We start from the raw sequence: 25,233 nt of genomic DNA on the forward strand, positions 1-25,233 counted from the left end.
AATTAGTCAGCGGTCGGGAAAGCATCATGGATCGATTTCAGGCAATGAGGATTTTTGTCCGCGTCGTCGAAGCCCGAAGCTTCGCCGAAGCTGCGCGGCAATTACATTCAAGTCCACCCGCAGTCACACGCGCGGTGGCATATCTTGAAGAAATCACGGGTGCTCGGCTTCTGACCCGAACAACAAGATCGGTGACCCTGACCGAACCGGGCGCGCGCTATTATGCCGATTGCAAACGCCTGCTTGCTGCGCTCAGTGAGGCCGAAGCCGCCGCAGGGGGCGAGTATGCCAAGCCGAGCGGCACATTGACGATCACCGCCCCGGTCCTGTTCGGGCAGATGTATGTTTTTCCGATTTTGGCCGAATTCCTTGATCTTTATCCCGAGATGCGCGGCCATGCGCTGTTGCTTGACCGGATTGTCAATATTGTCGACGAAGGGATCGATATTGCCATTCGCATCGGTCACATGGCCGACACATCCATGAGCGCGATCAAGGTTGGAACCGTGCGCCATGTCGTTTGCGGTTCACCGGACTACTTTGTACGACATGGCCGGCCACAGGTGCCCGCAGACCTTGGGACGCATAAGATTATTGCATCGACCGGATCCTCGATACCCCTTGACTGGCAATTTGGCCGGGATCAGAAAATCAACCTTTCCGTCACAGCACGTCTACAGAGCAATTCGATTGCAGCCGGCCGCCAGGCAGCAATTGACGGCTGGGGACTACTGCGTCTGCTGTCCTATCAGGCGGTCCCCTATGTTCAGGATGGGTTGCTTGACGTGGTTCTAACTGAGTATGAGCCCGAACCACTGCCGATCCATATTGTCCATCCCGAAGGCCGCCATGCATCCGCCAAGGTGCGTTCCTTTATCGATCTGGCGGTGGATCGCCTGCGGGCAGACGCGCGCATTAATTAGGAAGGCGCATTTTAGGGTCAGGCCCTGGTCCCGACACATGCTATATTCCGGTTCCAGTTCAGTGTTTTGGGGCATCTGTTGGGAATTTCATCGTCGCAAATTGGCCGTGCCATCGGCAATGTGGTGCAAATCGGGTTGCGAACCGTTTTACCACCGCGTTGCGGCGGATGTGGGGAAATGACCGACACCACCCATGCGGTCTGTGCCGATTGCTGGGCCGGATTGCGGTTTATCACCGCTCCACAATGTGCATGCTGTGGATATCCGTTCGAACTCGATGTTAGCGCTAACATCGAGGCTATTAGCCAAGACGCGGATGGTAAAACCCTGTGCGGTAACTGCCATCAAAAGAAACCGGCCTTTGATCAGGCACGTGCGGCCTTGGTTTATGACGATCATAGCCGCGAGTATCTTTTGCGGTTCAAGCATGCGGATCGTACCGATTTAACCCCGCTTTTGGCCCGCTGGATGTTTCAGGCCGGACACGATATGTGGGGCGATGCAACGTTGATTTTACCGGTCCCCTTACATCGTCGTCGTTTGTTATCGCGGCGCTACAATCAGTCGGGGCTTTTGGCGGAAAGGCTTTCGCGTCACACCGGAATTATTTGGGATGGTTTGGTATTGCGGCGGGACCGCAATACACGAAGCCTTGGCGGATTGGGGCCATCTTCGCGCAAACGCGAGGTCGGCGGGGCTTTTCGCATTGATGAAGCCCGCGCAGGTCGTCTTGGTCTTGCCGGGGCCAATGTTGTTTTAGTCGATGATGTGCTGACAACCGGGGCAACCGCCAATGCCTGTGCCAGCAGTTTAAAACGGGCCGGGGCCATGCACGTATCCGTGATCACGGTTGCACGTGTCGTGCGATGACGCGGTGCAGAATTTCTGATATACAGCCCTCATCCAAACTGAATTTCACGCCATATCATGCGTTGGTTTCCCGGATTGCCGGGCGATTAAAGGCGATTGGCGGATAGAATAAGGAAGATAACCACATGGCAAAAGTTGAAGTGTATGCCACCGAATGGTGCCCGTTCTGCAAACGCGCGCGTAAGCTTCTGGAAGAAAAAGGTGCCAAGTACCAGCTGATCGACGTGATGATGGAGCCACGGCGCAAAAAGGAAATGATGGACCGTGCAAACGGAAAACATACCGTGCCGCAAATCTTCATCAATGACGAACATATCGGCGGCTGTGACGAACTGATGGCGCTAAACGCCAAGGGCGATCTGGACACCAAGCTGTCTGCATAAGCTCAAGATTCTAGGTCCTGACCCTGGATGACTAAATCGGGTGGCAATGATCGTTGCCACCCGTTTATTTTTTGATGTCGGATACGGCTTCAAGCGTTTTGCGAAATTCCGCAAATGCCGGGGTTTCAAATCCCGGGCGGCAGGCTAGGACAGTATCAACAGTCATGAGCGGATGTTCCTTGACCGGGCCAAGATGGCGCATCAGATCAACGACGCTGCGTGGCATGATGCTGATGCATGATCCTGCTGCTGTGCAGGCAAACATTGCGTGATAGGAACCGACTTCCTGAACCGCGAAATGTTCCTTGATTGATCCAAAACCGGTCAACCATTCCTCCGCCAGCATGCGATAGGTGCAGCCCGGTGCAAAGGCGGCCAATGCTTTTGGTTTGATATCGCTGGCGTGGCGGATATCGGGATGTCCGGGCGGCAACAGCAGAACCAGCTGTTCGCGAAACAGGGCGTGCGTATCAAGTGTTCCGGGTTCCAGCCACCATTCACCCGACGGAACTGCAATCAGCGCGCAATCAATACGCCGCGCCAGAAGGGCATCGATAAGCTGGCGGGTGGGGGCGGTTGAAAGTTCGATTGTGACGTCGGGCCATGCCTTGTTATATGCCGCAAGTGGCACGGGAAGGCGGCTGGCAACCGTGCTTTCCATTGATCCGACCCGCAAGGTTCCGCAAGGAGCCGACGGATTAACTACCTGTCGGGCTTCATCGGCAAGGTTCAGGATGCGATCCGCATATTCCAGAAAAGTTTCCCCTTCCTGTGTCAGCAACATGCGTTTTTTATCGCGTTGAAACAGGGCAACACCGATTTCTGTTTCGAGTTGCTGGATGCGCGTGGTGACGTTTGACGGCACCCGGCCAAGCCGTTCGGCTGCGCGTGTAATTCCCTGTTCTTTTGCGACGGTGCGAAAAATTGCCAGCGATGCGTGATCCATCGTGAGTTCTCCAGTGCAGAATTTTCTTGAATTTATATTCATTGTTAAAGAATATATGTCAATCTTAATTCTGAATTTATGAAGGATGGTTGTGCCTGATGGTACGAAAACCTCCGGGAGGATTGAAATGCTGGGTACGCTTGGTGTGACATTGCCGATTGTACAGGCCCCGATGGCCGGGGTTTCTACCCCGGCACTTGCCGCGGCGGTTTCCAATGCAGGGGGCTTGGGATCGATTGGTATCGGCGCGACTGATCCGTCCGGTGCGCGCAAAATGATCGAAGAAGTGCGTGCTGCGACCGACCGCGCCTTTAACGTTAATGTGTTCGTGCATGAAACACCCCAACCGGACCGGGCGCGCGAAGCGGCGTGGCTCGACGCGTTAATGCCGTATTTTGACGCGTTCGGTGCACCGCCGCCGTCAAGTTTGCGCACCATCTATAAAAGCTTTACCGATGATCCGGAAATGCTCAAACTTTTGATCGATATGAAACCTGCTGTGGTCAGCCTGCATTTCGGATTGCCGTCTGCCGATGCGATTGCGGCCTTAAAGCAGGCCGGGATCATGCTGTTTGCGACGGCCACCAGTCTGGACGAGGCACGCAAGATTGAGGCGGCGGGCATTGATGTCATTGTTGCGCAGGGGATTGAGGCGGGCGGTCATCGCGGCGTTTTTGACCCGCATGCGCACGATGATGGTTTGGGGACCATCGCATTGACCCGTCTGCTGGTACGCCATTGCACTTTGCCGGTTGTTGCTGCGGGCGGCATCATGGATGGTGCGGGGATTGCGGCGGTACGTGATCTTGGCGCCGTTGCTGCCCAACTGGGGACGGCATTTATCGCATGCCCGGAAACCTCGGCCGATGACGGATATTGCAAGGCGCTTATGGGGGATGGTGCATATCATACCCAACTGACATCGCTGATTTCCGGGCGTCCGGCCCGTGCGATTGCAAACCGCTTTACGGCTTTGGGCGATGTTTTGGACGTCGCCGTGCCATCCTATCCGATTGCTTATGACGCGGGAAAAGCATTGAATGCCGCCGCCAAGGCACAGGGCGAATATGGCTTTGGGGCGCAATGGGCCGGGCAGGGCGCGCCGCTTGCACGTGCGATGCCCGCAGCCGAGCTTGTCGCGACCCTGATGCGGGAGTTCGACAGGGTGGATCGGGGCTAGGGTCCTGACCCTGAAGTCCCGTCAAAAATCAAAACCCCCAATCAAGATGACCGGGGGTTTTGTTGGTGGTGGCACGGGGGATTGGGTTTATTGGGAAAACATCTGTTCCATTTCCTTGCGAAACGCGATGGCGGGATCATGAACATCAAATTCAACGTCATCCCATGTCAGAACCTGATCGCAGGCAACCGCGCGTTTGATTTTCAAATGATGGGCAAGGCCAATGGGAAGGGCGTTGCGGGCGCGAGATGTGACGGCAGGCATCAATTTGCCATAGACCGTATAGCCGCCTTCACCATCCAGCATGTCACCAACCGCAAGGTCGCGTTTGGCGGTGGCAACCGCATCACCGGACCAGACACGCGATGATCCGGTGGCCTCATGGCGGAGTGCCGCGGACGCCACCGAAATACCAAGTTCAAGGCCAATCAGGTGATAGGGTTTATACATGGTGGAATATTGGCCGGTAGGATCGGTGAGTAAGCCATATTCGGAAAAGCAGCGTGCGACATAATCACTCGGTGCTTCAAACGTGACATAAACGCCCCAGCGCAGATCACGAAACACCGGGCGGGTATCGCGTTCAAGGCTGGACACCACCTCGACCGTGCCTTTGCGGTCCAGAATGCCGCCACTTTCACGCGGGCATAAAAGACGCGGCAAATCATCAACCCCGCAGGCCGGGAATTGCAGCCCGCAGTCTTGGGGGATGAGATCGCAGGCGTTGGACACCGCCGCCATTTCGATGGCCGATTTGGTGCCATCGAGGAAGCTGTTGAAAATTTGCGGGTTCATGCCGCCCGCCTTGGCCTGATCAGGTGTAAGGCCATAATGGGTCCAGACATCATCAGGGGTGACGTGATGATAAATCGGCAGGTACTTTGTGCCCTTGCCCGCACAGATAACCGACAGGCCCACCGCGCGTGCCCAATCAACCATCTCGGCAATCAGGGCCGGTTGATCGCCATAGGCCATGGAATAAACCAGACCGGCGGCCTCGGCCCGTTTGGCCAAAAGCGGCCCGGCAAGGACATCGGCCTCGACATTGACCATGACGATATGGCGGCCATGCTCAATCGCCTTTAACCCAAACCGGATGCCTGCGGCCGGACTGCCGGTGGCATCAATGATGACTTCAAGCCCGTCGGCCTCAATCAGCGCATCGGCGTCTTCGGTCAGCCACGTGGTGCCGTTTTTAAGGGCCGATGCCGGATCGGGCGCGCCATATTGCTCCGCCGACCAGCCGACCCGTTTAAGGGCGTCTTTGGCGCGGGCTATGCTGAGATCGGCAATGCCCAAAACGTGATAGCCCGGATGATGCCCGGCCTGACTTAAAAACATTGATCCGAATTTACCCGCCCCGATGATGCCAACCCGGACCGGATTGCCATCATCGGCACGTTTACGCAGTTTTGCGTCGAGATTCATGTCTGTCTCCAGCGGCGATATTATGCAGCAGATCGTTTGGCGACCAACTCATCAAGGCAGTCATCGGCAAGTGGCGTGATCGGGGTAAAGTCCCGGTGCGCGATCCACGGTTTGCGATTGAACGCCCGGATGTGGTTGGACACCGCACAGAGGCTGAGATAGACAATCGTTCGGTCAAACGGGCTGATGTTGGGCGGGCTGGCATGAACCAGATTGCCATGGAACATCACAACCGATCCAGCCGGACCAACCGGGGCTTCGCAGCCGCCATCTTTTGCCAGTTCGGTCACTGTTTCGCGATCAAGTGTCCACAGCGGATAGGACGTGGTTTCAAGGTCGTGTCCGGCTTTAAGCACACCGGCCTTGTGGCTTTTGGGGATAAACAAAAGCGGGCCGTTGGCCGGGGTAACGTCTTCGAGGAACAGGGCAATGTTAAAGGCGCGCGGTTCGGGCATTTCGTCATCGCGCTGCCAGGTGCCGTAATCCTGATGCCATTGCCAGACCGCACCATCAAAGGCGGCTTTGGCGTTGATTTTGTATTGATGCATGTAGACCTGTTCATCGAGGAACTGTTCAACAGGTTCAATCAGGCGGGGATGGGCGCCAAGGCGGCGGTGGGCATCATTATAGGTGTGCGCGGCAAAGGCCGTTCGGGCAACACCGGATGTCTCGCGCCAGACCTCTTCGCGGTCGGAGGCATAAATCTTGCGGGCTTCGGACAGAAGCAAGGCGGCTTCGTCGCGGGAAAACAGTTCGGGTAGAAAAACAAAGCCCTTTTCGCGAAATTCGGCAAGTGCCGTTTCGTTGAGTTTCATGATGTTTCCTCCGATCCGCACAGTGTTGTTTTTATGGTGCGGCTGATGCCCGGTTGCGGGCGGTTAATTTGTTTGGGTTTGGCGGTCCTTCATATTCGAAATCAGGCGGAGCTTGGCATTGTTGCTATGGTTAATGGCAAGCTGTTGGGCACGGTCGCCATCGCCGGCACAGATCGCGTCGGCGATGGCTTCATGTTCCGTCCAGATCGGATCTCGGGACGATCCGCTCTGAAGATAGGCATGCATAACACGCCGAATTTGCAGCCAGACGGCTGCAGATGCCTCGGGCAATAAGGGATTACCCGAAAGGCGGTAGATCGTTTGATGGAATGCGACATCGGCTGCAACAAGGTCTGCGGTGTCGCCGCTGCCCAGAGCGTGGTGTCCCTGTTGTATGGCAGCCCGCAGAGCCGATTTCCGGTTAACATCCAAGGATTGAGCCGCAAGACGGGCCGCGAGCCCGTCAAAGGCTTCTCGCAGGTCATAAACGTGACGGACCAGATTGGCATCCACTTGGGAAACGCGGTAGCCGCGCCGCCCCATTGGTTCAACCAGTCCGTCACGACGCAGCAACCCCAGAGCTTGCAACACTGGTTGCCGCGAGACATTGAGCTCCTCGGCAATAGCTTCCTGACGCAAAGGCGTTCCGGGAGGGAGAGCGCCAGAACACAGCGCATCGACCAAACGGTCGTGCACTTCGTCAGTCAGACTTTTGCGACCGGAAAGAGGTTCCATCTTCAATCCTTCTTAGGTGTACGGAATACTGTATACACTAATTCGGCGTCGCGAAAGAGGGAATTTCCCGATGGGATGATTAGTCATAAATCATGAATAATCATCCTGATTATGTGTTTTAGGTGAAAAGTCTTTGCGGCGGTTCAGAGCCTGGTCATCGACACGGATGATCGTGGGTTTATATTTGTATGAGTGATACCAAATGAGACTTGCCGCCTCGGACTGACATCTCCATCATCATAGGGATGATCGTAAAAAGGAGATTGCGTCATGACCCGTTTCATTGCTGCCTGCGTTCAGGTCAATTCCCGTGATGATATGTCCGATAACCTTGCGCGTGCGGCGACCTATGCCCGCGATGCGCATGCGGTTGGGGCGCGGTTGATCGCATTTCCTGAAAACGTATCAATGATGTCGTTTGGCGGGGAAAATGTCCGTGCGGCGGCCTTCCTTGAAGACGAGCATCCCGGACTGGCGTTTTTTGGTGATTTGGCCGTTGAATTGAACTCCACCCTGATTGTCGGATCGCTACATGTAAAAGCGCGCGACGAGGATCGGGTGGCCAATCGCTGCTTTGTGATCGGCCCGGATGGCAATATCATCATATCATATGACAAAATCCATATGTTCGATGTCGATCTGGCCAACGGGGAAAGCTACCGCGAAAGCAAAACATTCCGCCCCGGCGATGCGGCCCGAATGGCTGACACCGACTATGGCAAGATCGGGGTTTCGATTTGCTATGACGTGCGGTTTCCCCATCTGTTTCGCGATTACGCCAAGGCCGGGGCAAAGATACTCAGCATTCCAGCCGCCTTTACCCGCACCACCGGGCAGGCGCATTGGCATACGCTTTTAAAGGCACGCGCGATTGAAAATGGCTGTTTTGTCATTGCGGCTGCGCAGTGCGGGGAGCATCCGGGCAACCGGCAAACATTTGGTCATTCGCTGATCATTGATCCGTGGGGCAATGTTTTGGCCGATGGCGGGACCGATCCCGGCTTTATCACCGCCGAGATCGATCTGGACCGGGTGGACGAGGTGCGGCGCATGGTGCCGTCGCTTCAAAACGGGCAGACCTATCAACCGTGCTAGGGCATCGGGCATGGGGTTGGGCTGAAGACGTCAGGAGTAGCTGACTATTTCAAACTCGATGCCGTCTTCATCATCGAAATAAAACCGGCGACCGGGTTCGTAGTCGGCGTGGTTTTTGGTTTGATAGCCAGATGCCTTGATCCGTTGTTCGGTGGCATCAAGATCATCCACCACAATCGCCACATGGTTCAGACCCCCACGGGTTTCATAGGAACTTTCGGAGCCGTCATTTGGTCTGCCCGGCGAATAGAGTGCGACGTAGCTGGATGTGTTGCCAACATGATAGGTCGTGCCATCATGGATCGCGGCCCCATGCCAGCGGATATGCCAGCCAAACCAGTCACACAGCCGCTGTGCGGTTTTGGCCGGATCGGAAACGGTGAAATTCACATGTTCGAGAAATGCTTCAGCCATGGCGGTTCTCCTTATTTGAAGGGTTAGCTTATTCCTTTGTCCTAATTCCTCAAGTTAAGTTGAGGTCAAATGTTTTTTGACATTGTTTTTAAGGGGAAGTTTTAGGGGTGCGTCGTGAAGATCACGCAAGCTCACGAAACAGTGTCGCAACGTCATTTCGATTTTATCGCCCCATCGGTCAATCTTTGGACATGGCGTAAATTCAACCGGAGAAACTGGGAAATGTTGAAGCGATTTTTGATGAGTTCGGCAGTGCTTGTTGCCATGTCGGGGGCAGCGATTGCCGGTGAGCAATATGTTGATGAAACCGGCTTTGCGATTAGCGGTTATGACGCGGTGGCCTATTTCAATTTGCCGCAAAAAGATCCCGGCATGATGCAGCCCCATGCCGTGCCGGGCCGGGCGGATATCACCGCGGACTATAATGGTGCGACATGGGCGTTTGCCAGTGCGGAGAACCGCGACATGTTTCTGGCGGACCCGGAAAAATACGCCCCGAAATATGATGGCCATTGTGCCTATGGCGTTGCCAAGGGCGGCAAGGTGCCTGCCAATCCGAACCTGTGGCGGATTGTCGACGGGGAACTTTATCTTAACATCACCCCGGCGGTGGTTGGGTTCTGGAATGAGGATATAAAGGGCAACATCAGCACCGCCGAAGGCAATTGGTCCGGTCTTGAGGCCAAGGATGCCTCGGGAAAAAGCTGGACTGCAATCAGTGATAATGACGGGACCTATGACGGTCCTGCACCGATAAAATAGGTGTGGAAGCGTTACCAGACCGAATGAGACCCTAAAAAGAAACAAGCCAACTGCGATATGCAGCTGGCTTGTTTTTATAGGTCATGTGTCTGGTGCGATTAGCTGGCGATTTCGCCGCCATCCTGCTTGGTAATAGCGACAACGGATGGACGCGGAGGCATGCCATCGGCAAAGTCCGGCCAGCGCGTGCTTGGCGCGTCAAATGTCGAGCCATCCGCAGGATGCTGGACCGCAACAAACAAGGTCGTCCCGTCCGGGGTGAATTCAGGACCGCACATTTCAGCGCCTTCCGGGCAAGCAAAGAAGAACTTGGTCAAGGCCCGGCCCGCACCAGATACGTCGGTTGCATGCATGCCGTCCGGAATATCGGATTTTGGCGCGCCGTCGGTTGAAATCCACAAGCGTCCCTTGTGGTCGACGGCCATGTTGTCGGGGCAGGAAACCCAGCTTTCGGCACCGGGATGATACGACGATTTGTCTTCTGAATTTGCCGGATTACCACCCAGAAGGAAGATATCCCAAGTGAAGGTATCTGCGGTGTGATCGGCATCCTTGCCCATACCACCCGGAGGGGTCAGTTCGAGAACGTGACCATGGATGTTTTCAACGCGCGGATTGACGATATTGGCTTCTTTGCGTTTTGAGTTGTTGGTCAGCATGACATAGACCTTGCCATTGACCGGGTTGGGTTCGACATCTTCGGGGCGGTCCATCTGGGTTGCGCCCAGAAGGTCAGCTGCACGGCGCGTTTCGATCAGAACATCGGCCTGACTGTTAAAGTCGTTTTGGGCTGTCAGCGGACCATCACCGTGAACCAGTGGCATCCAGTTTACGTTGCCATCTTCGTTGAATTTGGCAACGTAAAGCGTGCCGTCTTCAAGAATGTCCATATTGGCGGCGCGGTCATTCGGATTGAATTTTTTCGATGCGACAAATTTGTACAAGTAATCGAAACGCTGATCATCCCCGGAATAGGCGACAACCGAGTTGTCTTTGTTGAGGATGACGGTAGCACCTTCGTGCTTGAAGCGGCCAAGGGCGCTGCGTTTTTTGGGCGTTGAGGTCGGATCATACGGATCGATCTCGACCATCCAGCCGAATTTGTTCGGCTCGTTCGGTTCTTTTTCCACATTGAAGCGGTCGAAATATTTGACCCAGCTGTACCAACTGTCCGTGCTGATGCCCAGTCGCTTGTAATTGCGTTCTTCGTTGGTTTTGCTGATGTCGCCACCAAAGTATCCGTTGAAGTTTTCCTCGGCGATCAGGATCGTGCCCCAAGGGGTTTTGCCGCCAGCACAATTGTTAAGTGTGCCGATAACCCGCGTGCCGGTTGGATCACTGCTGGTTTTTAGGCGGTCATGGCCTGCGACCGCACCCGTAATGACCATTTCCGTATCAAGAGCAGAGATGCGACGTGCATATTTCGATCCGTCGATGACCTGCCACGTGCCGCCGGTTTTTTTGACTTCAACGACGGAATGCCCGTGGGCGGCAATTTCATGGAGTGCCTGTTCCTGAGACACGCCCATCGAATCTTTGAGGCCCGGCCACATCAGTTCGGCGTTGGTATATTCATGGTTGACGCATAGCAGACCATGATCGGAGCTATCAGAACCAACCGGCAGCGGCATGAACGCGATGAAATCGTTATTATAGCCAAACTGTTTGTTTTGCGAGACGGCATCAACGGCCCCTGGCACGAACGCCGGCGCATCAGCCACAACCTTGTCGCCGTAACGAATGAGAATATTGGCATCATAACCATCGGCAACGGCGTGGGTTTTTGTAATTTTCTGCGGGATCGACTTAAAGGTCAGGGTCGATGCATCCTGTGCGCGGACCACGCCATTGGTTGCCATATAGGCGCCTGCAACGGCGGAAGTTGCCATGAGGCCCTTGAAAAATCCACGGCGGGAAAGACGCGCATTGATCAGGTCGGCAACGCGGGGGTTGCTGGTTGGATTAGATGGGATGTCGTCTTGATCTTCGATAATTTCAAATTGTTCGTTCATGGCAAATTCTCTCTCTTTTTTTTGGCGGGCGGTGAAACCAATAAAGAGGAAGATGCCAGAAAGATGTGCGCGATGAGTGTGACACTTGTGTTGTTTTTTTGCTTTGCGAATGCGCACGGAAAAAGCAAAATTTTCCCCACGGATTTTAGGCTCAGGACCTAGGGCTTTCGGACAGCTATGGCCTGTTTGACGGCATGGGGCTGTGGGGCGTTTTCGTGGTAAATGTCACCCTGCATCTGGTTGATTATGCGCCAGCCGGAAAACGCGGTCAGAAGTTCGTCTTCTTGTAACAGGAAGTCAGGGGAACGCGGGCGGCCATGTTTTTCATTGCCGGTCATGAATGTTTCATAGATCAGCATCCCACCAGACCGAACCGCATCGCGCAGATGATCAAAAAGGGGGCGGTGCAGGTAATTGACCACAACAATCAGGTCAAACTGCTGGGTGCCCAACGGCCAGTGGCCGGTTTCAAGGTCGGCTTGCTGCCAGTCAATGCGGGCATCGGCGGCGCAATCGGTTTGGGAAAGATCACGGTCAAGGGCGGTTACCTGCCATCCGTGTTGTGCCAGCCAAAAACTATGCCGTCCTTTGCCACACGCAAGATCAAGCGCACGGTTGCGACCCGGTGCCGGTAGGGGGGCATTTTGGGTGATCCAGTGTGACGGCAATTGGGATGACATTTTCATAAATCTTGTTTATTGAAGGTTTTGCCTGTGGCTGGCGATGTTTGCCCATAGGGCCATATTACAGTAATCATATCGTCATGCGATCAATACGGTTTGCACAAACACCATCATGATTCTATTTCAGCTTAAATGCGAACATGATCACGAATTCGAAGGCTGGTTCAAGGACGGCGCGACCTATGACGCGCAGGCCGCCGGGGGTGATTTATCTTGCCCGGTTTGTGGTACGGCCAATGTTGGCAAGGCCTTGATGGCGCCGCGTCTTCGCACGACACGCCAAAAAGAAGATGCTGCTGAAAAGCAGCGTCAGAAGGCGGTTGCCGAAGCCACCAAGACCGCGATTGCCGAAATCCGCAAACAGGTCGAAACCAATTGCGAGAATGTCGGTACCAAGTTCGCCGAAGAAGCCCGCAAAATCCATTATGGCGAAACCGAAAAGCGCGGCATCTACGGCGAAGCGTCGATCAAGGAAACTGCCGAACTGGTCGATGAGGGCATTGATATTCATGCCTTGCCCTGGGACGACAAGACCAAGAAAAACTGATCAAGAGATCAGGTTTCTATCACCTGTCGTCGCGTCAGGTTGAAGCAAGCGTTTGCCCTTCTTTACGCCGCAGGTTTACGCGCAATCACCATGTAATTGACGTCAAGGTCGCGGGGTGCTGGTGACCATTTGTCATTGATCGGGTTATAGGCGACACCGGTGATATCAACCATATCAAGTCCGGAACCACGCAAGTAACCTGACATTTCCGACGGTTTGACGAATTTGCGCCAATCATGGGTTCCGGCAGGCACCCAGCGCAGAATGTATTCTGCACCAATCTTGGCAAGGGCAAGGGATTTCAGCGTGCGATTCAGGGTGGCAATAAACATCAAGCCGCCCGGTTTAAGAACCGACGCGCAAGCCTGCATGAAAAACTGCGGGTCATCGACATGTTCGATGACTTCCATGTTCAGCACGACGTCAAACTGCTTGCCTTCATCGGCCAGCATTTCGGGCGTGCCGCAGCGATAGTCGATCTCCAGCCCGGATTGTTGGGCGTGGACCTTGGCGACATCGATGTTGTTTTGCGCCGCATCGACGGAGGTCATTTTGGCCCCCATGCGGGCAAGCGGTTCGGACAGAAGGCCCGCACCACACCCGATATCGATGATTTCGATGTCTTTGAGTGGCTCAATGGTGTTGGGATCGCGCCCAACATGCGCACAGATATTGTCGCGCAGAAGCCCCAAACGTACCGGGTTGAATTTATGCAGCGGCTTCATCACACCATTGGGATCCCACCATTCTTCGGCCATCGCGGAAAAACGTGCAATTTCCTCGGCATTGGCGGTGCGGCTGGTTTTGGTGGGGGCTTCCGACATGGCGTGGCTCCGAAGGCGTGATGTCAAATATGCTGTGCTCTGCATTGTTTACGCGCGCACGCCTGGCAAGGCAATACTTCGGTGCAAAACCGTGGCTGTCATGTGTTGGCAAGGATGGACGTGCCAGCGATCCTTCTTAAGGCGTTTAGGGGGGGGCTGGTGACTTTGGGAAAGGTGCCCTGCGTAAAACGTATGGATGATCAGGGTTATTAGGTAAATTTCGTGGAAAATTTCATTGAATTTGCCCATCACGAACGATTAGGAGCATTTTTGCAGAGAAAAAATGCATCGACGCAATTTATCGGCTTGGTTGATGCTTGTTTCGCAATGCGTATGGCAGTATTGATAACGCCGCCCGGATCAGGAGTAGCGCTGTATATAGAGCATGCACCCTTGGTTCGGCACCGGATCACATGCCGTCGTTTTCGGATAGCCGATCGACGGCGAGCATAGCGGGGATACTTCATGGCCCGTATTGTCATGAAATTTGGCGGCACTTCGGTCGCCGATGTCGAAAAAATCAAGAATGTCGCACGCCGGGTTAAAACCGAGGTCGATGCAGGCAATCAGGTTGCTGTTGTTGTCTCGGCGATGTCGGGCAAGACCAACGAACTGGTTGGCTGGGCACAGGAAGTGTCGCCGATGTATGATGCGCGTGAATATGACGTCATCGTATCGTCGGGCGAACAGGTGACTGTGGGTCTTTTAGCCATGGCGCTGCAAAGCATGGATGTGGCAGCACGGTCGTGGCTGGGATGGCAAATTCCGCTTAAGACCGATGGCGCACATGCCAAGGCACGCATCAAGGAAATCGACACCACCGAACTTGATAAACGCCTGAATGGTGGCGAAGTTGTCTGTGTGGCCGGGTTCCAGGGGATTGCACCCGATAACCGGATCACGACGCTGGGCCGTGGTGGGTCCGATACATCGGCGGTGGCATTGGCCGCCGCCTTGAAGGCGGACCGTTGCGATATCTACACCGATGTTGAGGGTGTCTATACCACCGACCCGCGGATCGTGCCCAAGGCGCGCAAGATCGATAAGATTACCTACGAAGAAATGCTGGAACTCGCTTCGCTGGGTGCGAAGGTCCTACAAACCCGATCGGTTGAGATGGCGATGAACCATCGCGTCCGGGTTCAGGTCCGTTCGACCTTTAGCGAAGCAGAAGGAACACTTGTTGTAGACGAGGACGAGATCGTGGAACAGGAAGTCGTAAGCGGGATTGCCTACAGCCGTGACGAAGCCAAGATTACCTTGGTGAAAGTTGCGGACAAGCCGGGCATCGCTGCTTCTATCTTCAGCCCGTTGGCTGATGCGAATATCAATGTCGACATGATCGTGCAGAACGTCTCTGAAGACGGGAAAAGCACGGATATGACCTTTACCGTTCCGCGCGGAGAATTCCAGCGTGCGCTTCAGGTCATTGAAAAGAACAAGGCGCATATCGCCTATCAGGAACTGCTGAGCACATCGGATGTGACCAAAGTGTCGATCATTGGTGTTGGTATGCGGTCCCATGTTGGCGTGGCACGCAAAATGTTTGAGACCCTAGCGGAAAAGGGCATCAACATTCAGGTCATCTCAACCTCGGAAATCAAGGTCAGTGTTCTGATCGCCGAGGAATATACCGAACTTGCGGTTCGTGCCCTGCACACCGCATACGGTCTGGATGCCGATTAAATTTAGCGGGGCATTCGCTTTTTACGCGATTAAGCCACTGTTAAATTAAGTATAATACTACATACTAGCTGGAACGATGTGTTTCGGCCTTTGTAATGAAATGGCAGGGAACCTCGCGTTCCCTGCATTTCTGCTTTGGGGTACAAAGAATATGAGCGATCCGAAATTTGACGCAGCACGCGCGCGCCTTGAAACATTGTGGGCAGCGGGCAAAGACTTTCTGGGAACCGATTACGCCATTATGGCTGGCGCGATGTCGTGGGTGTCAGAACGTCACCTTGTGTCGGCTGTGTCGAATGCGGGTGGTTTTGGGGTGATTGCCTGCGGGTCGATGACGCCGGATTTGTTGTCGGCTGAAATTGCCGCCACCAAGGAAATGACCAAGAAGCCGTTTGGCGTCAATCTGATCACCATGCATCCGATGCTTGATGATCTGATCGAGGTTTGCCGCGAACATAATGTGGGTCATGTGGTTCTTGCGGGTGGGTTGCCGTCATCGGCCTCGATCAAAAAGGCCAAGGAATTTGCCAAGGTTATTTGTTTCGCGCCGGCACTTATTCTGACCAAAAAGCTGATCCGGTCGGGTGCGGATGCGCTGGTGATCGAAGGCAGCGAGGCCGGTGGTCACGTTGGTCCGGTGTCATTGACGGTTCTCGCACAGGAAATCTTGCCGCATGTTGCCGATATTCCGGTTTTCTGTGCTGGTGGTATTGGGCGCGGCGAAGCGATTACCGGGTTGCTTGAGCAAGGCGCATCTGGTGTGCAGATCGGCACCCGTCTGGTCTGTGCCGAGGAATGCATTGCCCATCCCGATTTCAAAAAGGCCTTTATCCGGGCCAGTGCACGTGATGCGATTACCACGGTTCAGCTTGATGACCGTTTCCCGGTTATTCCGGTGCGTGCCCTTGCCAACAAGGGGACCGATGAATTCCGCGATAAACAGCGTGCGGTGATTGAAAAATTCCGCGCCGGTGAGCTAGATCAAGGCGAAGCCCAGCTTGAAATTGAACACTTCTGGGCCGGTGCATTGCGCCGTGCGGTGATTGACGGTGACGTTGAAAGTGGATCGGTTATGGCAGGGCAGTCGGTTGGTATGGTAAAGAAAGAACAACCGGTTACCGAAATTCTTGAAGAGCTGGTCGAGCAGGCCGTTCAATCCCTGGTTAAGAGAGACGACTAAGACAGATGAGCATTCCGTCCGCCGCAGTTTCTGGCCCGCGACGCCTTTTAAAGCGCGTCCGCGACGTTATGGCTGGACCGGGGACTGCGGAGGAACGCCTTGGACAGATCGTGACCATTATTGCGGCCGATATGGTGGCAGAGGTGTGTTCGGTCTATGTGATGCGCGCGGGCGAAGTGCTTGAGCTGTTTGCGACATGTGGTTTGTCCAAAGAGGCAATCCATATGACACGCCTTCGGGTGGGTGAGGGGATTGTCGGGTTTGTTGCCGCCCATGCGCGGCCCTTGAACCTTAAGGACGCGCAAAGTCATCCGAACTTTGCCTATCGCCCGGAAACCGGCGAGGAAATCTATCATTCCATGATCGGTGTGCCGGTCCTGCGCGGGGGCCGTATCATTGGCGTTTTGGCGGTGCAGAACCGCACCGAACGCCTGTATTCCGAGGACGAGCAGGAAGCGCTTGAAAACGTTGCCATGGTGCTGGCCGAAATGGTCGCCGGTGGTGAGTTGGTTAGCCGCGAAGAACTTATTCCGACCGATGGCATCGCACTTTTGCCGCTGCGTCTTGGCGGGGCACGGCTTGCGCCGGGGATTGGCAAGGGGATTGCCGTTCTGCATGAGCCGCGCATTGTCATTGACCGCATGGTGTCCGATGACCCCGAAGAGGAACTGACGCGGCTGCGGGAAGCCATGCGGGCCTTGCAGAACCATCTTGATAAGATGCTTGAGGCGGTTTCCGACATTGACGGCCTTGATGAGGCGGACGATCCGGGCGACATCCTTGAGGCCTATCGGATGATAGCCCAAGATACCGGGTGGCTTAACCGGATTACCGAGGCGGTCCATACCGGGTTGACGGCCGAAGCGGCTGTGCAGAAGGTTCATGACGATACCCGTGCACGCATGGCGCAGGTGACAGATCCGTATTTGCGCGAACGCCTGCATGATCTTGAAGACCTTGCCAACCGGTTGTTGCAGCATTTGTCCGGCCAGTATCAGTCGCCGGCATTTGGTGATCTGCCCGATGAAATTATTCTGGTGGCGCGCAACATCGGCCCGGCGGAACTTTTGGATTACGATCACACCCGGTTGCGCGGGTTGGCGCTTGAGGAAGGGTCACATACATCGCATGTGGCGATTGTGGCCCGTGCCCTTGATATTCCGGTTCTTGGCGGGGTTAAGGGCGTTCTTGATAAGGTCGAAGGCGGTGATCCACTGATTGTGGACGCCGACAATGCCCAGTTGTTCGTGCGCCCCAGTGAAGATGTCCGTGCGGTCATTGACGGGGCGCTTAAGGCCCGTGCACAGCGCAAGGCGCTTTATGCGCAGATGCGCGATATGCCGTCGTGCACGACCGATGGGGTGGATGTTTCGCTTAATATCAATGCGGGGCTTTTGATTGATGTGCCCCATGTCATTGAAAGCGGCGCGGATGGGATTGGTCTGTACCGGACGGAAATCCCGTTCATGGTGCGATCTGCCATGCCCGACATCACCGATCAGACAAAACTTTATAACCGTATTTTCGAGCAGGCCGAGGGCCGTCCAATCGTATTTCGGACGTTGGATGTCGGCGGTGACAAATTGTTGCCCTATTGGGAAGATATGACTGAAGAGAACCCGGCAATGGGGTGGCGTTCAATCCGCATTACGCTGGATCGGCCTGCCGTGCTGGTGCATCAGCTGCGCGCCTTGATCCGTGCGGGGCATGATCGTGATCTTTATATCATGTTCCCGATGATCGCCGAGGTTGCCGAATTCGATCAGGCGAAAGTCCTGCTTGATGATCAGCTAAGGCGTGAAGCCGAACGTGGTTTTGTGCCGCGCAAGGTTGAAGTCGGCGCGATGCTTGAGGTGCCAGCCCTTATCTGGCAGGCACCAGCCTTGCTTAAGCGTGTTGACTTCCTGTCGGTCGGGACCAACGATCTGTTGCAGTTTATGTTTGCCGCAGACCGTGGTAATCCGCGGATTGAAGGACGATATGATACATTATCACCCAGCGTTTTCGCATTTATGCGCCAGTTGGTTACGCTGTGTGACGAGAAAGATGTCCGGTTAACCATTTGTGGCGAAATGGCCGGGCGACCGTTGGAGGCAATGGCTCTTATCGGCTTGGGAATAAAGCGTTTATCTATGGCGCCTGCGTCTATCGGTCCTGTAAAGGAAATGGTTAGAAGTATGTGCAAGTATGAAGTTGAACGTTATGTTCTGACGATAATGAATAATTCCACCAGATCACTGCGATCTCGTCTTAAGGCTTTCGCAATAGATCACGGTGTAAAACTTTAAAAACAATCGCTTTTGGTGGGGATTTCTGATATTTTTATTGCTAGATCGTAACGTGGGGGTGCGGAGTTGGCGATCAAAAAGCGAAAGGAAGATCATTTGAATGAGGATGCCCGCGGGCGCCTGCGCTTCAGGCCGTTGTCCGGGGATAATCCCTCGAATGATATTATGATGGAAGCAGAGAACAACCAGCTCGGCGGTCACGCCGATGTCGGACAACTCTTGAAACAGACCCGTATCGGGTTGGGGCAAACCGTTGAAGACGTTTGTCAGCTTCTTCGTATTCGTAAAATTTATGTCGAAGCCATCGAGAATGGGGAGTATTCGCTTTTGCCGAATGGTCCCTATGGTCTTGGCTTCGTTAAAGCATATGCCGAGCATCTTGGCCTTGACGGGGCTGAGATTGCGCGTCGTTTCCGTGAGGAAAACAACGCGCCGGCAGCGAGAACGCAATTGACGTTCCCAAAACCGGTTCAAGAAAGCCGGGTTCCAGGCGGGGCAGTTCTTTTGATTGCCGCATTGCTTGGGATTGGGGCTTACGGCGGGTGGTACTATCTTTCAAGCCAGGGCAAAACCATTGCCGATCTGGTCGATCCGCTGCCCGAACGACTGGCAAGCTATACGACGTCTGCACCGAAAGAGCCTGAGCCGCGTACACTTGAAAACGCGGCTGAGGCACGGGCAGCCGAAGCGCCGGTTTCATCGACGGATACTACTGACACTGCAAGCGAACCTGCCGGGGTGGAAACACCCGTTGCAAGTTCAGCCACCACGCCGGAGGGTGAGGGTGCAGGGTCAAATGATGTTGCCGTTGTCGAAACCGCACCTGAAACTACTGTGGCCCCGGTTGAAGAAGCCGAAAATACGGCGGCAGACGTTGCAGAACAGCCCGTAAGCGAAACGGCGCAAGCAGCACCTGCTGCGGAGCCGCAAGCACCGGTGGCCCAAACACCGGAAACGGCACCTGAAACAACACCTGCTGCGCCAGCCGCAGAAGTTGCGTCTGTACCGGAGGTGCCTGACGTTGACGATGCGGGGGGGGCGCGTGTGTTTGGATCGGTCAATGTTGACAGCCGTGTCACGATTTCAGCGACGGAAACCAGTTGGGTTCGCATTCGCGAAGCTGATGGCAATGTCTTGCTGACCCGGATGTTGACGGCGGGCGATACCTATCGTGTGCCGAACCGTGACGGGCTTAAGCTTGAAGTCGGTAATGCCGGTGCCCTGACTTATAGCATCGACGGGAACGAAGCCCTTCCGGTTGGTGAATACGGGGCGGTTATTTCGGACTTTTCGTTGAATGTTGATGATTTGACCGACGCTGAAACATCGACTGTTCAGTAAACGCTAGTGCCGGTAAAATGGTTTGTGTGACAGATTAAATGCCAAAGGCGGCCCTGTTGGGTCGCCTTTTTCGTGCCTGCCATGCAAAATCGGTGAGAAAATCCGCAAGCCAACGGTTTCTAATCGGCGTTTGATAAGCTATATACACCCCAAGACACCTTGAACATTTTGGAACCGGAAATGAGCGTCCGCCCATATCGCGATATTGAACGCCGCAAAAGCCGCAAAATCCTTGTCGGGAATGTGGAAGTTGGCGGCGACGCACCGATCACGGTGCAGTCGATGACAAACACCCTGACCACCGATGTGAACGCGACAGTTGCGCAGATCCATCGTCTGGAAGAAGCCGGTGCAGACATCGTGCGTGTGTCCTGCCCGGATCAGGAATCCTCGTTCGCGCTTAAGGAGATTGTCAAACAGGTCAATGTCCCGATCGTGGCCGACATCCATTTCCATTACAAACGCGCGATTGAAGCCGCCGAATCCGGTGCGGCGTGCCTGCGGATCAATCCGGGCAATATCGGGTCGACCGAACGTGTGCGCGAAGTCGTCAAGGCGGCAAAGGATCATGGCTGTTCGATGCGGATCGGGGTAAATGCCGGATCGCTGGAAAAAGAATTGTTGGAGCGTTACGGCGAACCATGCCCTGAGGCGATGGTTGAAAGTGCGCTGAACCACGCCAAAATCCTTGAAGACCTTGATTTCCGCGAATTTAAAATCTCGGTCAAGGCGTCCGACGTTTTTCTGGCGGTGGCGGCCTATTACGGGCTGGCAGAAGCCTGTGATTATCCGCTGCATCTTGGCATTACCGAGGCCGGTGGCCTGCGCGGTGGGACGGTGAAATCAGCCATCGGGATGGGCAACCTTTTATGGGCCGGTATTGGTGATACGCTGCGCGTGTCATTGTCGGCCGATCCGGTTGAGGAAATCCATGTCGGATTTGACATTCTGAAATCACTTGGCCTTCGCACCCGTGGTGTGCAGATCATATCCTGCCCATCTTGTGCGCGTCAGGGCTTTAACGTGGTTGAAACCGTGGCCGCCCTTGAAGAACGTCTTGCCCATATCTCAACCCCGATTTCGCTGTCGATCATTGGCTGTATTGTCAATGGTCCGGGCGAAGCGCGTGAAACCGATATCGGTTTGACCGGTGGCGGTGGGGGCAATCACAAGATGTATATTTCCGGGCGCCCGGATCATAATGTCAGCACGGAAAAGATGGTCGATCATATCGTCGATCTGGTCGAAGAACGTGCGGCAAAAATCGAAGCCGAAGAAGCCGCCAAACTGGCTGCGGCGGAATAGCAAAGTTGTATTGATCAGTTTTGGCTTTCCGCCACACCGGCGGAAAGCTATTTTCATGTTCGCATGAATTTGCACACAATTGCCTTGTGGGCAAATTGCTGGATTTAAAGAAAGATCGGAGACCCAAAGTGGCATCGCTTCAACCCGTCCGTGGTACGCATGACCTTCTGCCTGAACAGAACCGATTGCAGGATCATATCGCGAATACCGCACGCGACATTGGCGAGTTGTATGGTTATCAGCGTATGACCACGCCGATCTTTGAATTTACCGACGTGTTTGCCCGGACCCTTGGCGATACATCCGATGTCGTAACCAAGGAAATGTACACCTTTGAAGATCGCGGTGGTGAACAGATCACCCTGCGCCCCGAAGGAACAGCCGGTATTGCGCGGGCCTATATGTCCAATGGCATGCAGCAGATGTCCCCGGTCAAGGTCAGTTACTACGGCCCGATGTTCCGTTATGAGCGTCCGCAAAAGGGCCGTCAGCGCCAGTTCCACCAGATCGGTGCCGAACTGCTGGGTGTTGAGCAGGTTGCCGGCGATATCGAGATGATCGGGTATGGCGCGCATATCCTTAAAACCCTTGGTCTTTGGGACAGCATCACGCTGGAGCTGAATACGCTTGGCGATCCGGAAAGCCGTGCGGCGTATCGCGACGTTTTAGTTGATTATTTCAAGGGTCATTTTGACAAGCTGTCAGAAGACAGCCGTAATCGTCTTGAAAAAAACCCGCTGCGTATTCTTGATTCCAAGGATGACGGGGACCGCGAACTGGTGGCCAATGCGCCGCTGTTTGCCGAGTACCTTAACGAACACAGCAAGGAATTCTTCAAGGGTCTGACCGAAGGGCTTGGCGATATCGGGATCAATTATGAATTGAACCCGCGTCTGGTGCGCGGGCTGGATTATTATTGCCACACCTGTTTTGAGTTCACGACCAACACCCTTGGTGCGCAGGGCACTGTCATGGCCGGTGGCCGGTATGACGGGCTGATTTCGACCATGGGTGGCCCGCAGACGGCTGGTGTTGGCTGGGCGGCAGGTGTTGAACGACTTGCCCTTATGGTTGGTGAAGCCCCGGCGGGGCCGCGCCCGGTTGCGCTTATTCCGATGGGGGATGCTGCCGAAGCCAAATGCCGTGCACTGGCTCAGACGTTGCGCGAAGCCGGGATTGCGGTTGAGCTTGGCTATTCCGGCAATATGAAAAAACGCCTGAAACGGGCAGACAAGGCCAATGCCCGTATGGCGGTGATCCTTGGTGATGACGAACTGGCAAACGGTGTTGCCCAGTTGCGCGATCTTGATAGCAGCGAACAGCGCGAAGTGGCCCTTGATCAACTGGCTGGCGTGATCAGCAAAGGATGAGTTAAGGCGTGACAGACGGGGCAGACGGGATTTCGCATGAAGATGCCGGGGATTGGCCGCTAGATCGCCTTTTGGTGATCGGCACCAATCATCGGCGGTCCAGCGAAGATACCCGCGATCGTCTGTTCATTGACGAAGCCCGCCTGCCGCAGTTTTTGGCCGCGATTGCCCAAGCCCGTTTGGGGCAGGCGGTTGTGGTGTCGACCTGCAACCGTACTGAAATTCATCTATTGGCGTCCGAGGCCGAACGTGGCCGGGAACGGTTGATTGATCTGATGTCGCTTTGGGCGGATGTCGATCGGGATCAGTTGGCCGCCGAGCTTTATATTCGTTCGGGCCGCGATGCGCTGCGCCACATGTTTGCGGTGGCGGCATCCCTTGACAGTCTGGTGATTGGCGAGCCGGAAGTTTTCGGTCAGGTCAAGGATGCGCACCGGATTGCGCGCAAGCATGATCTTGTCGGGCGTGAACTTGAACTGGTCTATCAGGCGGCCTATGCCATTGCCAAAAAGGTCCGCAATCAGACCGGTATCGGGCAGGGAGCCGTTTCAATTGCGGCGGCGGCCCAGTCGGTGGCGCGCGATTTACATGGTGATCTTAAGAACTGCACCCTGTTGCTGGCAGGGGCCGGTGATATGGGCGAATTGATTGCCGCATCGCTTGCCGAACGGGGCATTGGCCGCATTCTGGTGACGGACCGTTTGGCCGCACGCGCCCGTCTTGTAGCGCGCCGTCTTGATTGCCATTGGTCGGAAATGGATGACCTTGATCGTCTGATGGCAGAGGCCGATCTTATTCTGACTGCGGGCGGATCGCGGCGTTACATGATTGACCGGGATCGTGCGTTGGCAGCGGTCAAACGCCGCCGGTATCGCCCGGTCTTGATGATTGATACGGCTGTGCCCGGTGATATCGACCCGCAGGTCGATGAGATTGACGAGGTTTTCCTTTATCGGATCGAAGACCTTGAAAATATCGCCGCCGAAGGGCGCGGTGGACGTGAACAAAAGGCCGAAGAAGCCTGGGCCCTTATTGAGGCGGAACTTGACGGGTTTGTGCGCGACCGTGCACAGCGGGCCGCCGTTCCGGCAATTGCCGATTTGCGCAAACGATTTGAAACGGTGCGTTCTGATGTTTTAAACGAAAGCCAGGGGGATGCGGAAAAGGCAACGCGGCTTTTGATCAATCGATTGTTGCATACGCCGACCCAGGCCCTAAAAGATCTGGCGACGACAACGGATGGTGCAGGCACTGTCGAATGGGTGAAGGCCCAGAAACTGTTGGCGCGCTTATTTGAACTTGATGACAAACCGGTTGGCGATCAAAACACCCCAACCGACCCCGAACAGGAGAATAAAGAGTGAGTTTGGACCTTGGTAAGCTTGATGGCGTCGTACGCCGGTTCGACGAGCTCAATTCACTTTTGTCGAGCGGCGAGCTTGATGGCGATAACTTTGTCAAACTGTCACGTGAACATGCGGAGCTGTCGCCGATTGTTGAGGCGATTGGGGTCTATACAAAGCTTCTGAGCGATCTGGATGATGCCAAGGAAATTCTGGCGGACCCGGATGGCGATCGCGATATGCGCGAAATGGCCGAGGCGGAAAAATACGAAATTCAGGACAAGCTGCCTGAGGCCGAACACGCCGTTAAGCTGATGCTGATCCCCAAAGACAGTGCGGATAGTAAAAACGCCATCCTTGAAATTCGCGCCGGTACGGGCGGCGAAGAAGCCGCCCTGTTTGCCGCCGACCTTTATCGGATGTATCAGCGCTATGCCGAAGGGCGCGGCTGGAAGTTTGAACAAATGGACGCCAGTGAAAACGATCTTGGCGGGTTTAAGGAAGTCATTGTCAATGTGTCGGGCACGGACGTATTTGCCCGCATGAAGTTTGAAAGTGGTGTTCACCGCGTGCAGCGTGTGCCCGTTACCGAGGGCGGCGGGCGTATTCATACGTCTGCGGCAACAGTCGCGGTTCTGCCCGAGGCCGAAGAAGTTGATATCCGCATTGATCCAAAAGACCTGCGTATTGATACCTATCGCTCGCAAGGGGCGGGTGGGCAGCACGTCAATACCACCGATAGTGCGGTGCGGATTACCCATATTCCGTCCGGGGTGGTTGCGGCCAGTCAGGAAGCAAAATCCCAGCATAAGAACAAAGAAAAAGCGATGAAGATGCTGCTGTCGCGCCTGTATGATCAGGAACGCGAAAGCAAGGACACCGCACGTGCCGCCGACCGTAAATCGCAGGTTGGTTCCGGCGATCGGTCCGAGCGCATCCGGACATATAACTTCCCGCAAGGACGCGTGTCGGATCACCGCATTAACCTTACCCTTTATCGTCTTGATGATTTCATTGCCGGTGGCCCGTCAGTTGATGAAATGATTGATGCGCTGATTTCCGAAGAGCAGGCACAGAAACTGGCTGAAATCGAAAGTTAAGGT

The 25,233-nt window shown here is 54.8% G+C and carries 23 protein-coding genes; 15 read left to right on the forward strand and 8 right to left on the reverse strand.

Translation table 11 applies throughout. The features are described from left to right. Positions 1-26 precede the first annotated feature (26 nt). The 3 genes from AMM48_RS15360 (at position 27) to grxC (ending at position 2,176) form a co-directional block, all read left to right on the forward strand. Positions 27-923 (forward strand): LysR family transcriptional regulator, encoded by an 897-nt coding sequence (locus AMM48_RS15360; RefSeq protein ID WP_102784751.1) that lies wholly within the window; start codon positions 27-29, stop codon positions 921-923. Between the two features lie 123 nt (positions 924-1,046). Further along, positions 1,047-1,793: a ComF family protein gene (locus tag AMM48_RS15365; protein ID WP_279627496.1), complete on the forward strand. Its 747-nt coding sequence runs from the start codon at positions 1,047-1,049 to the stop codon at positions 1,791-1,793. A gap of 125 nt (positions 1,794-1,918) precedes the next feature. Then, the gene (grxC, locus tag AMM48_RS15370; protein WP_022733069.1) at positions 1,919-2,176 is read left to right on the forward strand and encodes a glutaredoxin 3; all 258 of its coding nucleotides are present in this window, start codon (positions 1,919-1,921) and stop codon (positions 2,174-2,176) included. A 64-nt stretch (positions 2,177-2,240) separates the two neighbouring features. Here the strand turns inward: grxC and AMM48_RS15375 are convergent, their stop codons facing one another. Next, complete coding sequence (locus AMM48_RS15375) at positions 2,241-3,122, reverse strand: LysR family transcriptional regulator (protein WP_102784753.1); 882 nt, start codon at positions 3,120-3,122, stop codon at positions 2,241-2,243. A 127-nt stretch (positions 3,123-3,249) separates the two neighbouring features. Between AMM48_RS15375 and AMM48_RS15380 the strand changes: the two genes are divergently transcribed. After that, a complete protein-coding gene (locus AMM48_RS15380) occupies positions 3,250-4,302 on the forward strand; it encodes a nitronate monooxygenase (RefSeq protein WP_102784754.1) in 1,053 nt (350 codons plus the stop codon). An 87-nt stretch (positions 4,303-4,389) separates the two neighbouring features. On the opposite strand, the gene AMM48_RS15385 is transcribed toward AMM48_RS15380, so the two are convergent. The 3 genes from AMM48_RS15385 to AMM48_RS15395 form a co-directional block, all read right to left on the reverse strand. Then, the gene (locus AMM48_RS15385) at positions 4,390-5,730 is read right to left on the reverse strand and encodes a Gfo/Idh/MocA family oxidoreductase (RefSeq protein ID WP_102784755.1); all 1,341 of its coding nucleotides are present in this window, start codon (positions 5,728-5,730) and stop codon (positions 4,390-4,392) included. 20 nt (positions 5,731-5,750) lie between these two features. Next, a complete protein-coding gene (locus AMM48_RS15390; protein WP_102784756.1) occupies positions 5,751-6,545 on the reverse strand; it encodes a phytanoyl-CoA dioxygenase family protein in 795 nt (264 codons plus the stop codon). A 63-nt stretch (positions 6,546-6,608) separates the two neighbouring features. Beyond that, the gene (locus AMM48_RS15395) at positions 6,609-7,280 is read right to left on the reverse strand and encodes a GntR family transcriptional regulator (protein WP_102784757.1); all 672 of its coding nucleotides are present in this window, start codon (positions 7,278-7,280) and stop codon (positions 6,609-6,611) included. 270 nt (positions 7,281-7,550) lie between these two features. On the opposite strand from AMM48_RS15395, the gene AMM48_RS15400 reads away from it, so the two are divergent. Then, complete coding sequence (locus tag AMM48_RS15400) at positions 7,551-8,375, forward strand: carbon-nitrogen hydrolase family protein (RefSeq protein WP_102784758.1); 825 nt, start codon at positions 7,551-7,553, stop codon at positions 8,373-8,375. A gap of 30 nt (positions 8,376-8,405) precedes the next feature. On the opposite strand, the gene AMM48_RS15405 is transcribed toward AMM48_RS15400, so the two are convergent. Next, entirely contained in the window at positions 8,406-8,789 is a 384-nt protein-coding gene (locus AMM48_RS15405; RefSeq protein WP_101299870.1) for a VOC family protein, read from the reverse strand. 114 nt (positions 8,790-8,903) lie between these two features. Here AMM48_RS15405 and AMM48_RS15410 point away from each other — a divergent pair, with 114 nt between their 5' ends. Continuing rightward, entirely contained in the window at positions 8,904-9,551 is a 648-nt protein-coding gene (locus AMM48_RS15410; protein WP_244271249.1) for a YHS domain-containing (seleno)protein, read from the forward strand. A 98-nt stretch (positions 9,552-9,649) separates the two neighbouring features. Here AMM48_RS15410 and AMM48_RS15415 read toward each other — a convergent pair whose 3' ends face one another. Then, a complete protein-coding gene (locus AMM48_RS15415) occupies positions 9,650-11,563 on the reverse strand; it encodes a PhoX family phosphatase (RefSeq protein WP_102784760.1) in 1,914 nt (637 codons plus the stop codon). Between the two features lie 158 nt (positions 11,564-11,721). Beyond that, positions 11,722-12,243, reverse strand: coding sequence for a class I SAM-dependent methyltransferase (locus AMM48_RS15420; RefSeq protein ID WP_102784761.1), 522 nt, complete (start codon positions 12,241-12,243; stop codon positions 11,722-11,724). 115 nt (positions 12,244-12,358) lie between these two features. Here AMM48_RS15420 and AMM48_RS15425 point away from each other — a divergent pair, with 115 nt between their 5' ends. Continuing rightward, a complete protein-coding gene (locus AMM48_RS15425) occupies positions 12,359-12,793 on the forward strand; it encodes a DUF1178 family protein (RefSeq protein WP_102784762.1) in 435 nt (144 codons plus the stop codon). Between the two features lie 62 nt (positions 12,794-12,855). On the opposite strand, the gene ubiG is transcribed toward AMM48_RS15425, so the two are convergent. Next, positions 12,856-13,617 (reverse strand): bifunctional 2-polyprenyl-6-hydroxyphenol methylase/3-demethylubiquinol 3-O-methyltransferase UbiG, encoded by a 762-nt coding sequence (ubiG, locus tag AMM48_RS15430; RefSeq protein ID WP_102784763.1) that lies wholly within the window; start codon positions 13,615-13,617, stop codon positions 12,856-12,858. 465 nt (positions 13,618-14,082) lie between these two features. Here ubiG and AMM48_RS15435 point away from each other — a divergent pair, with 465 nt between their 5' ends. The 8 genes from AMM48_RS15435 (at position 14,083) to prfA (ending at position 25,230) form a co-directional block, all read left to right on the forward strand. Then, entirely contained in the window at positions 14,083-15,303 is a 1,221-nt protein-coding gene (locus AMM48_RS15435) for an aspartate kinase (protein WP_022733082.1), read from the forward strand. Between the two features lie 151 nt (positions 15,304-15,454). Beyond that, positions 15,455-16,483 (forward strand): nitronate monooxygenase, encoded by a 1,029-nt coding sequence (locus AMM48_RS15440; RefSeq protein WP_102784764.1) that lies wholly within the window; start codon positions 15,455-15,457, stop codon positions 16,481-16,483. Positions 16,484-16,488: 5 nt separating this feature from the next. Continuing rightward, positions 16,489-18,771 (forward strand): phosphoenolpyruvate--protein phosphotransferase, encoded by a 2,283-nt coding sequence (ptsP, locus tag AMM48_RS15445; protein WP_022733084.1) that lies wholly within the window; start codon positions 16,489-16,491, stop codon positions 18,769-18,771. A gap of 165 nt (positions 18,772-18,936) precedes the next feature. Then, positions 18,937-20,112, forward strand: a complete 1,176-nt coding sequence (locus tag AMM48_RS15450) for a RodZ domain-containing protein (protein ID WP_244271250.1) — start codon at positions 18,937-18,939, stop codon at positions 20,110-20,112. A gap of 180 nt (positions 20,113-20,292) precedes the next feature. Beyond that, positions 20,293-21,417, forward strand: coding sequence for a flavodoxin-dependent (E)-4-hydroxy-3-methylbut-2-enyl-diphosphate synthase (ispG, locus tag AMM48_RS15455; RefSeq protein ID WP_102784765.1), 1,125 nt, complete (start codon positions 20,293-20,295; stop codon positions 21,415-21,417). A gap of 128 nt (positions 21,418-21,545) precedes the next feature. After that, positions 21,546-22,787, forward strand: coding sequence for a histidine--tRNA ligase (gene hisS / locus AMM48_RS15460; RefSeq protein WP_102784766.1), 1,242 nt, complete (start codon positions 21,546-21,548; stop codon positions 22,785-22,787). 8 nt (positions 22,788-22,795) lie between these two features. Continuing rightward, on the forward strand, positions 22,796-24,151 hold the full coding sequence (gene hemA / locus AMM48_RS15465; protein ID WP_244271251.1) for a glutamyl-tRNA reductase: 1,356 nt from the start codon (positions 22,796-22,798) through the stop codon (positions 24,149-24,151). Further along, the gene (prfA, locus tag AMM48_RS15470; RefSeq protein WP_022733089.1) at positions 24,148-25,230 is read left to right on the forward strand and encodes a peptide chain release factor 1; all 1,083 of its coding nucleotides are present in this window, start codon (positions 24,148-24,150) and stop codon (positions 25,228-25,230) included. The genes hemA and prfA overlap by 4 nt, the downstream gene beginning before the upstream one ends. Positions 25,231-25,233 lie beyond the last annotated feature (3 nt).

This window comes from Thalassospira sp. GB04J01 (assembly GCF_000751115.1).
Taxonomy (GTDB): Bacteria; Pseudomonadota; Alphaproteobacteria; order Rhodospirillales; family Thalassospiraceae; genus Thalassospira; species Thalassospira lucentensis.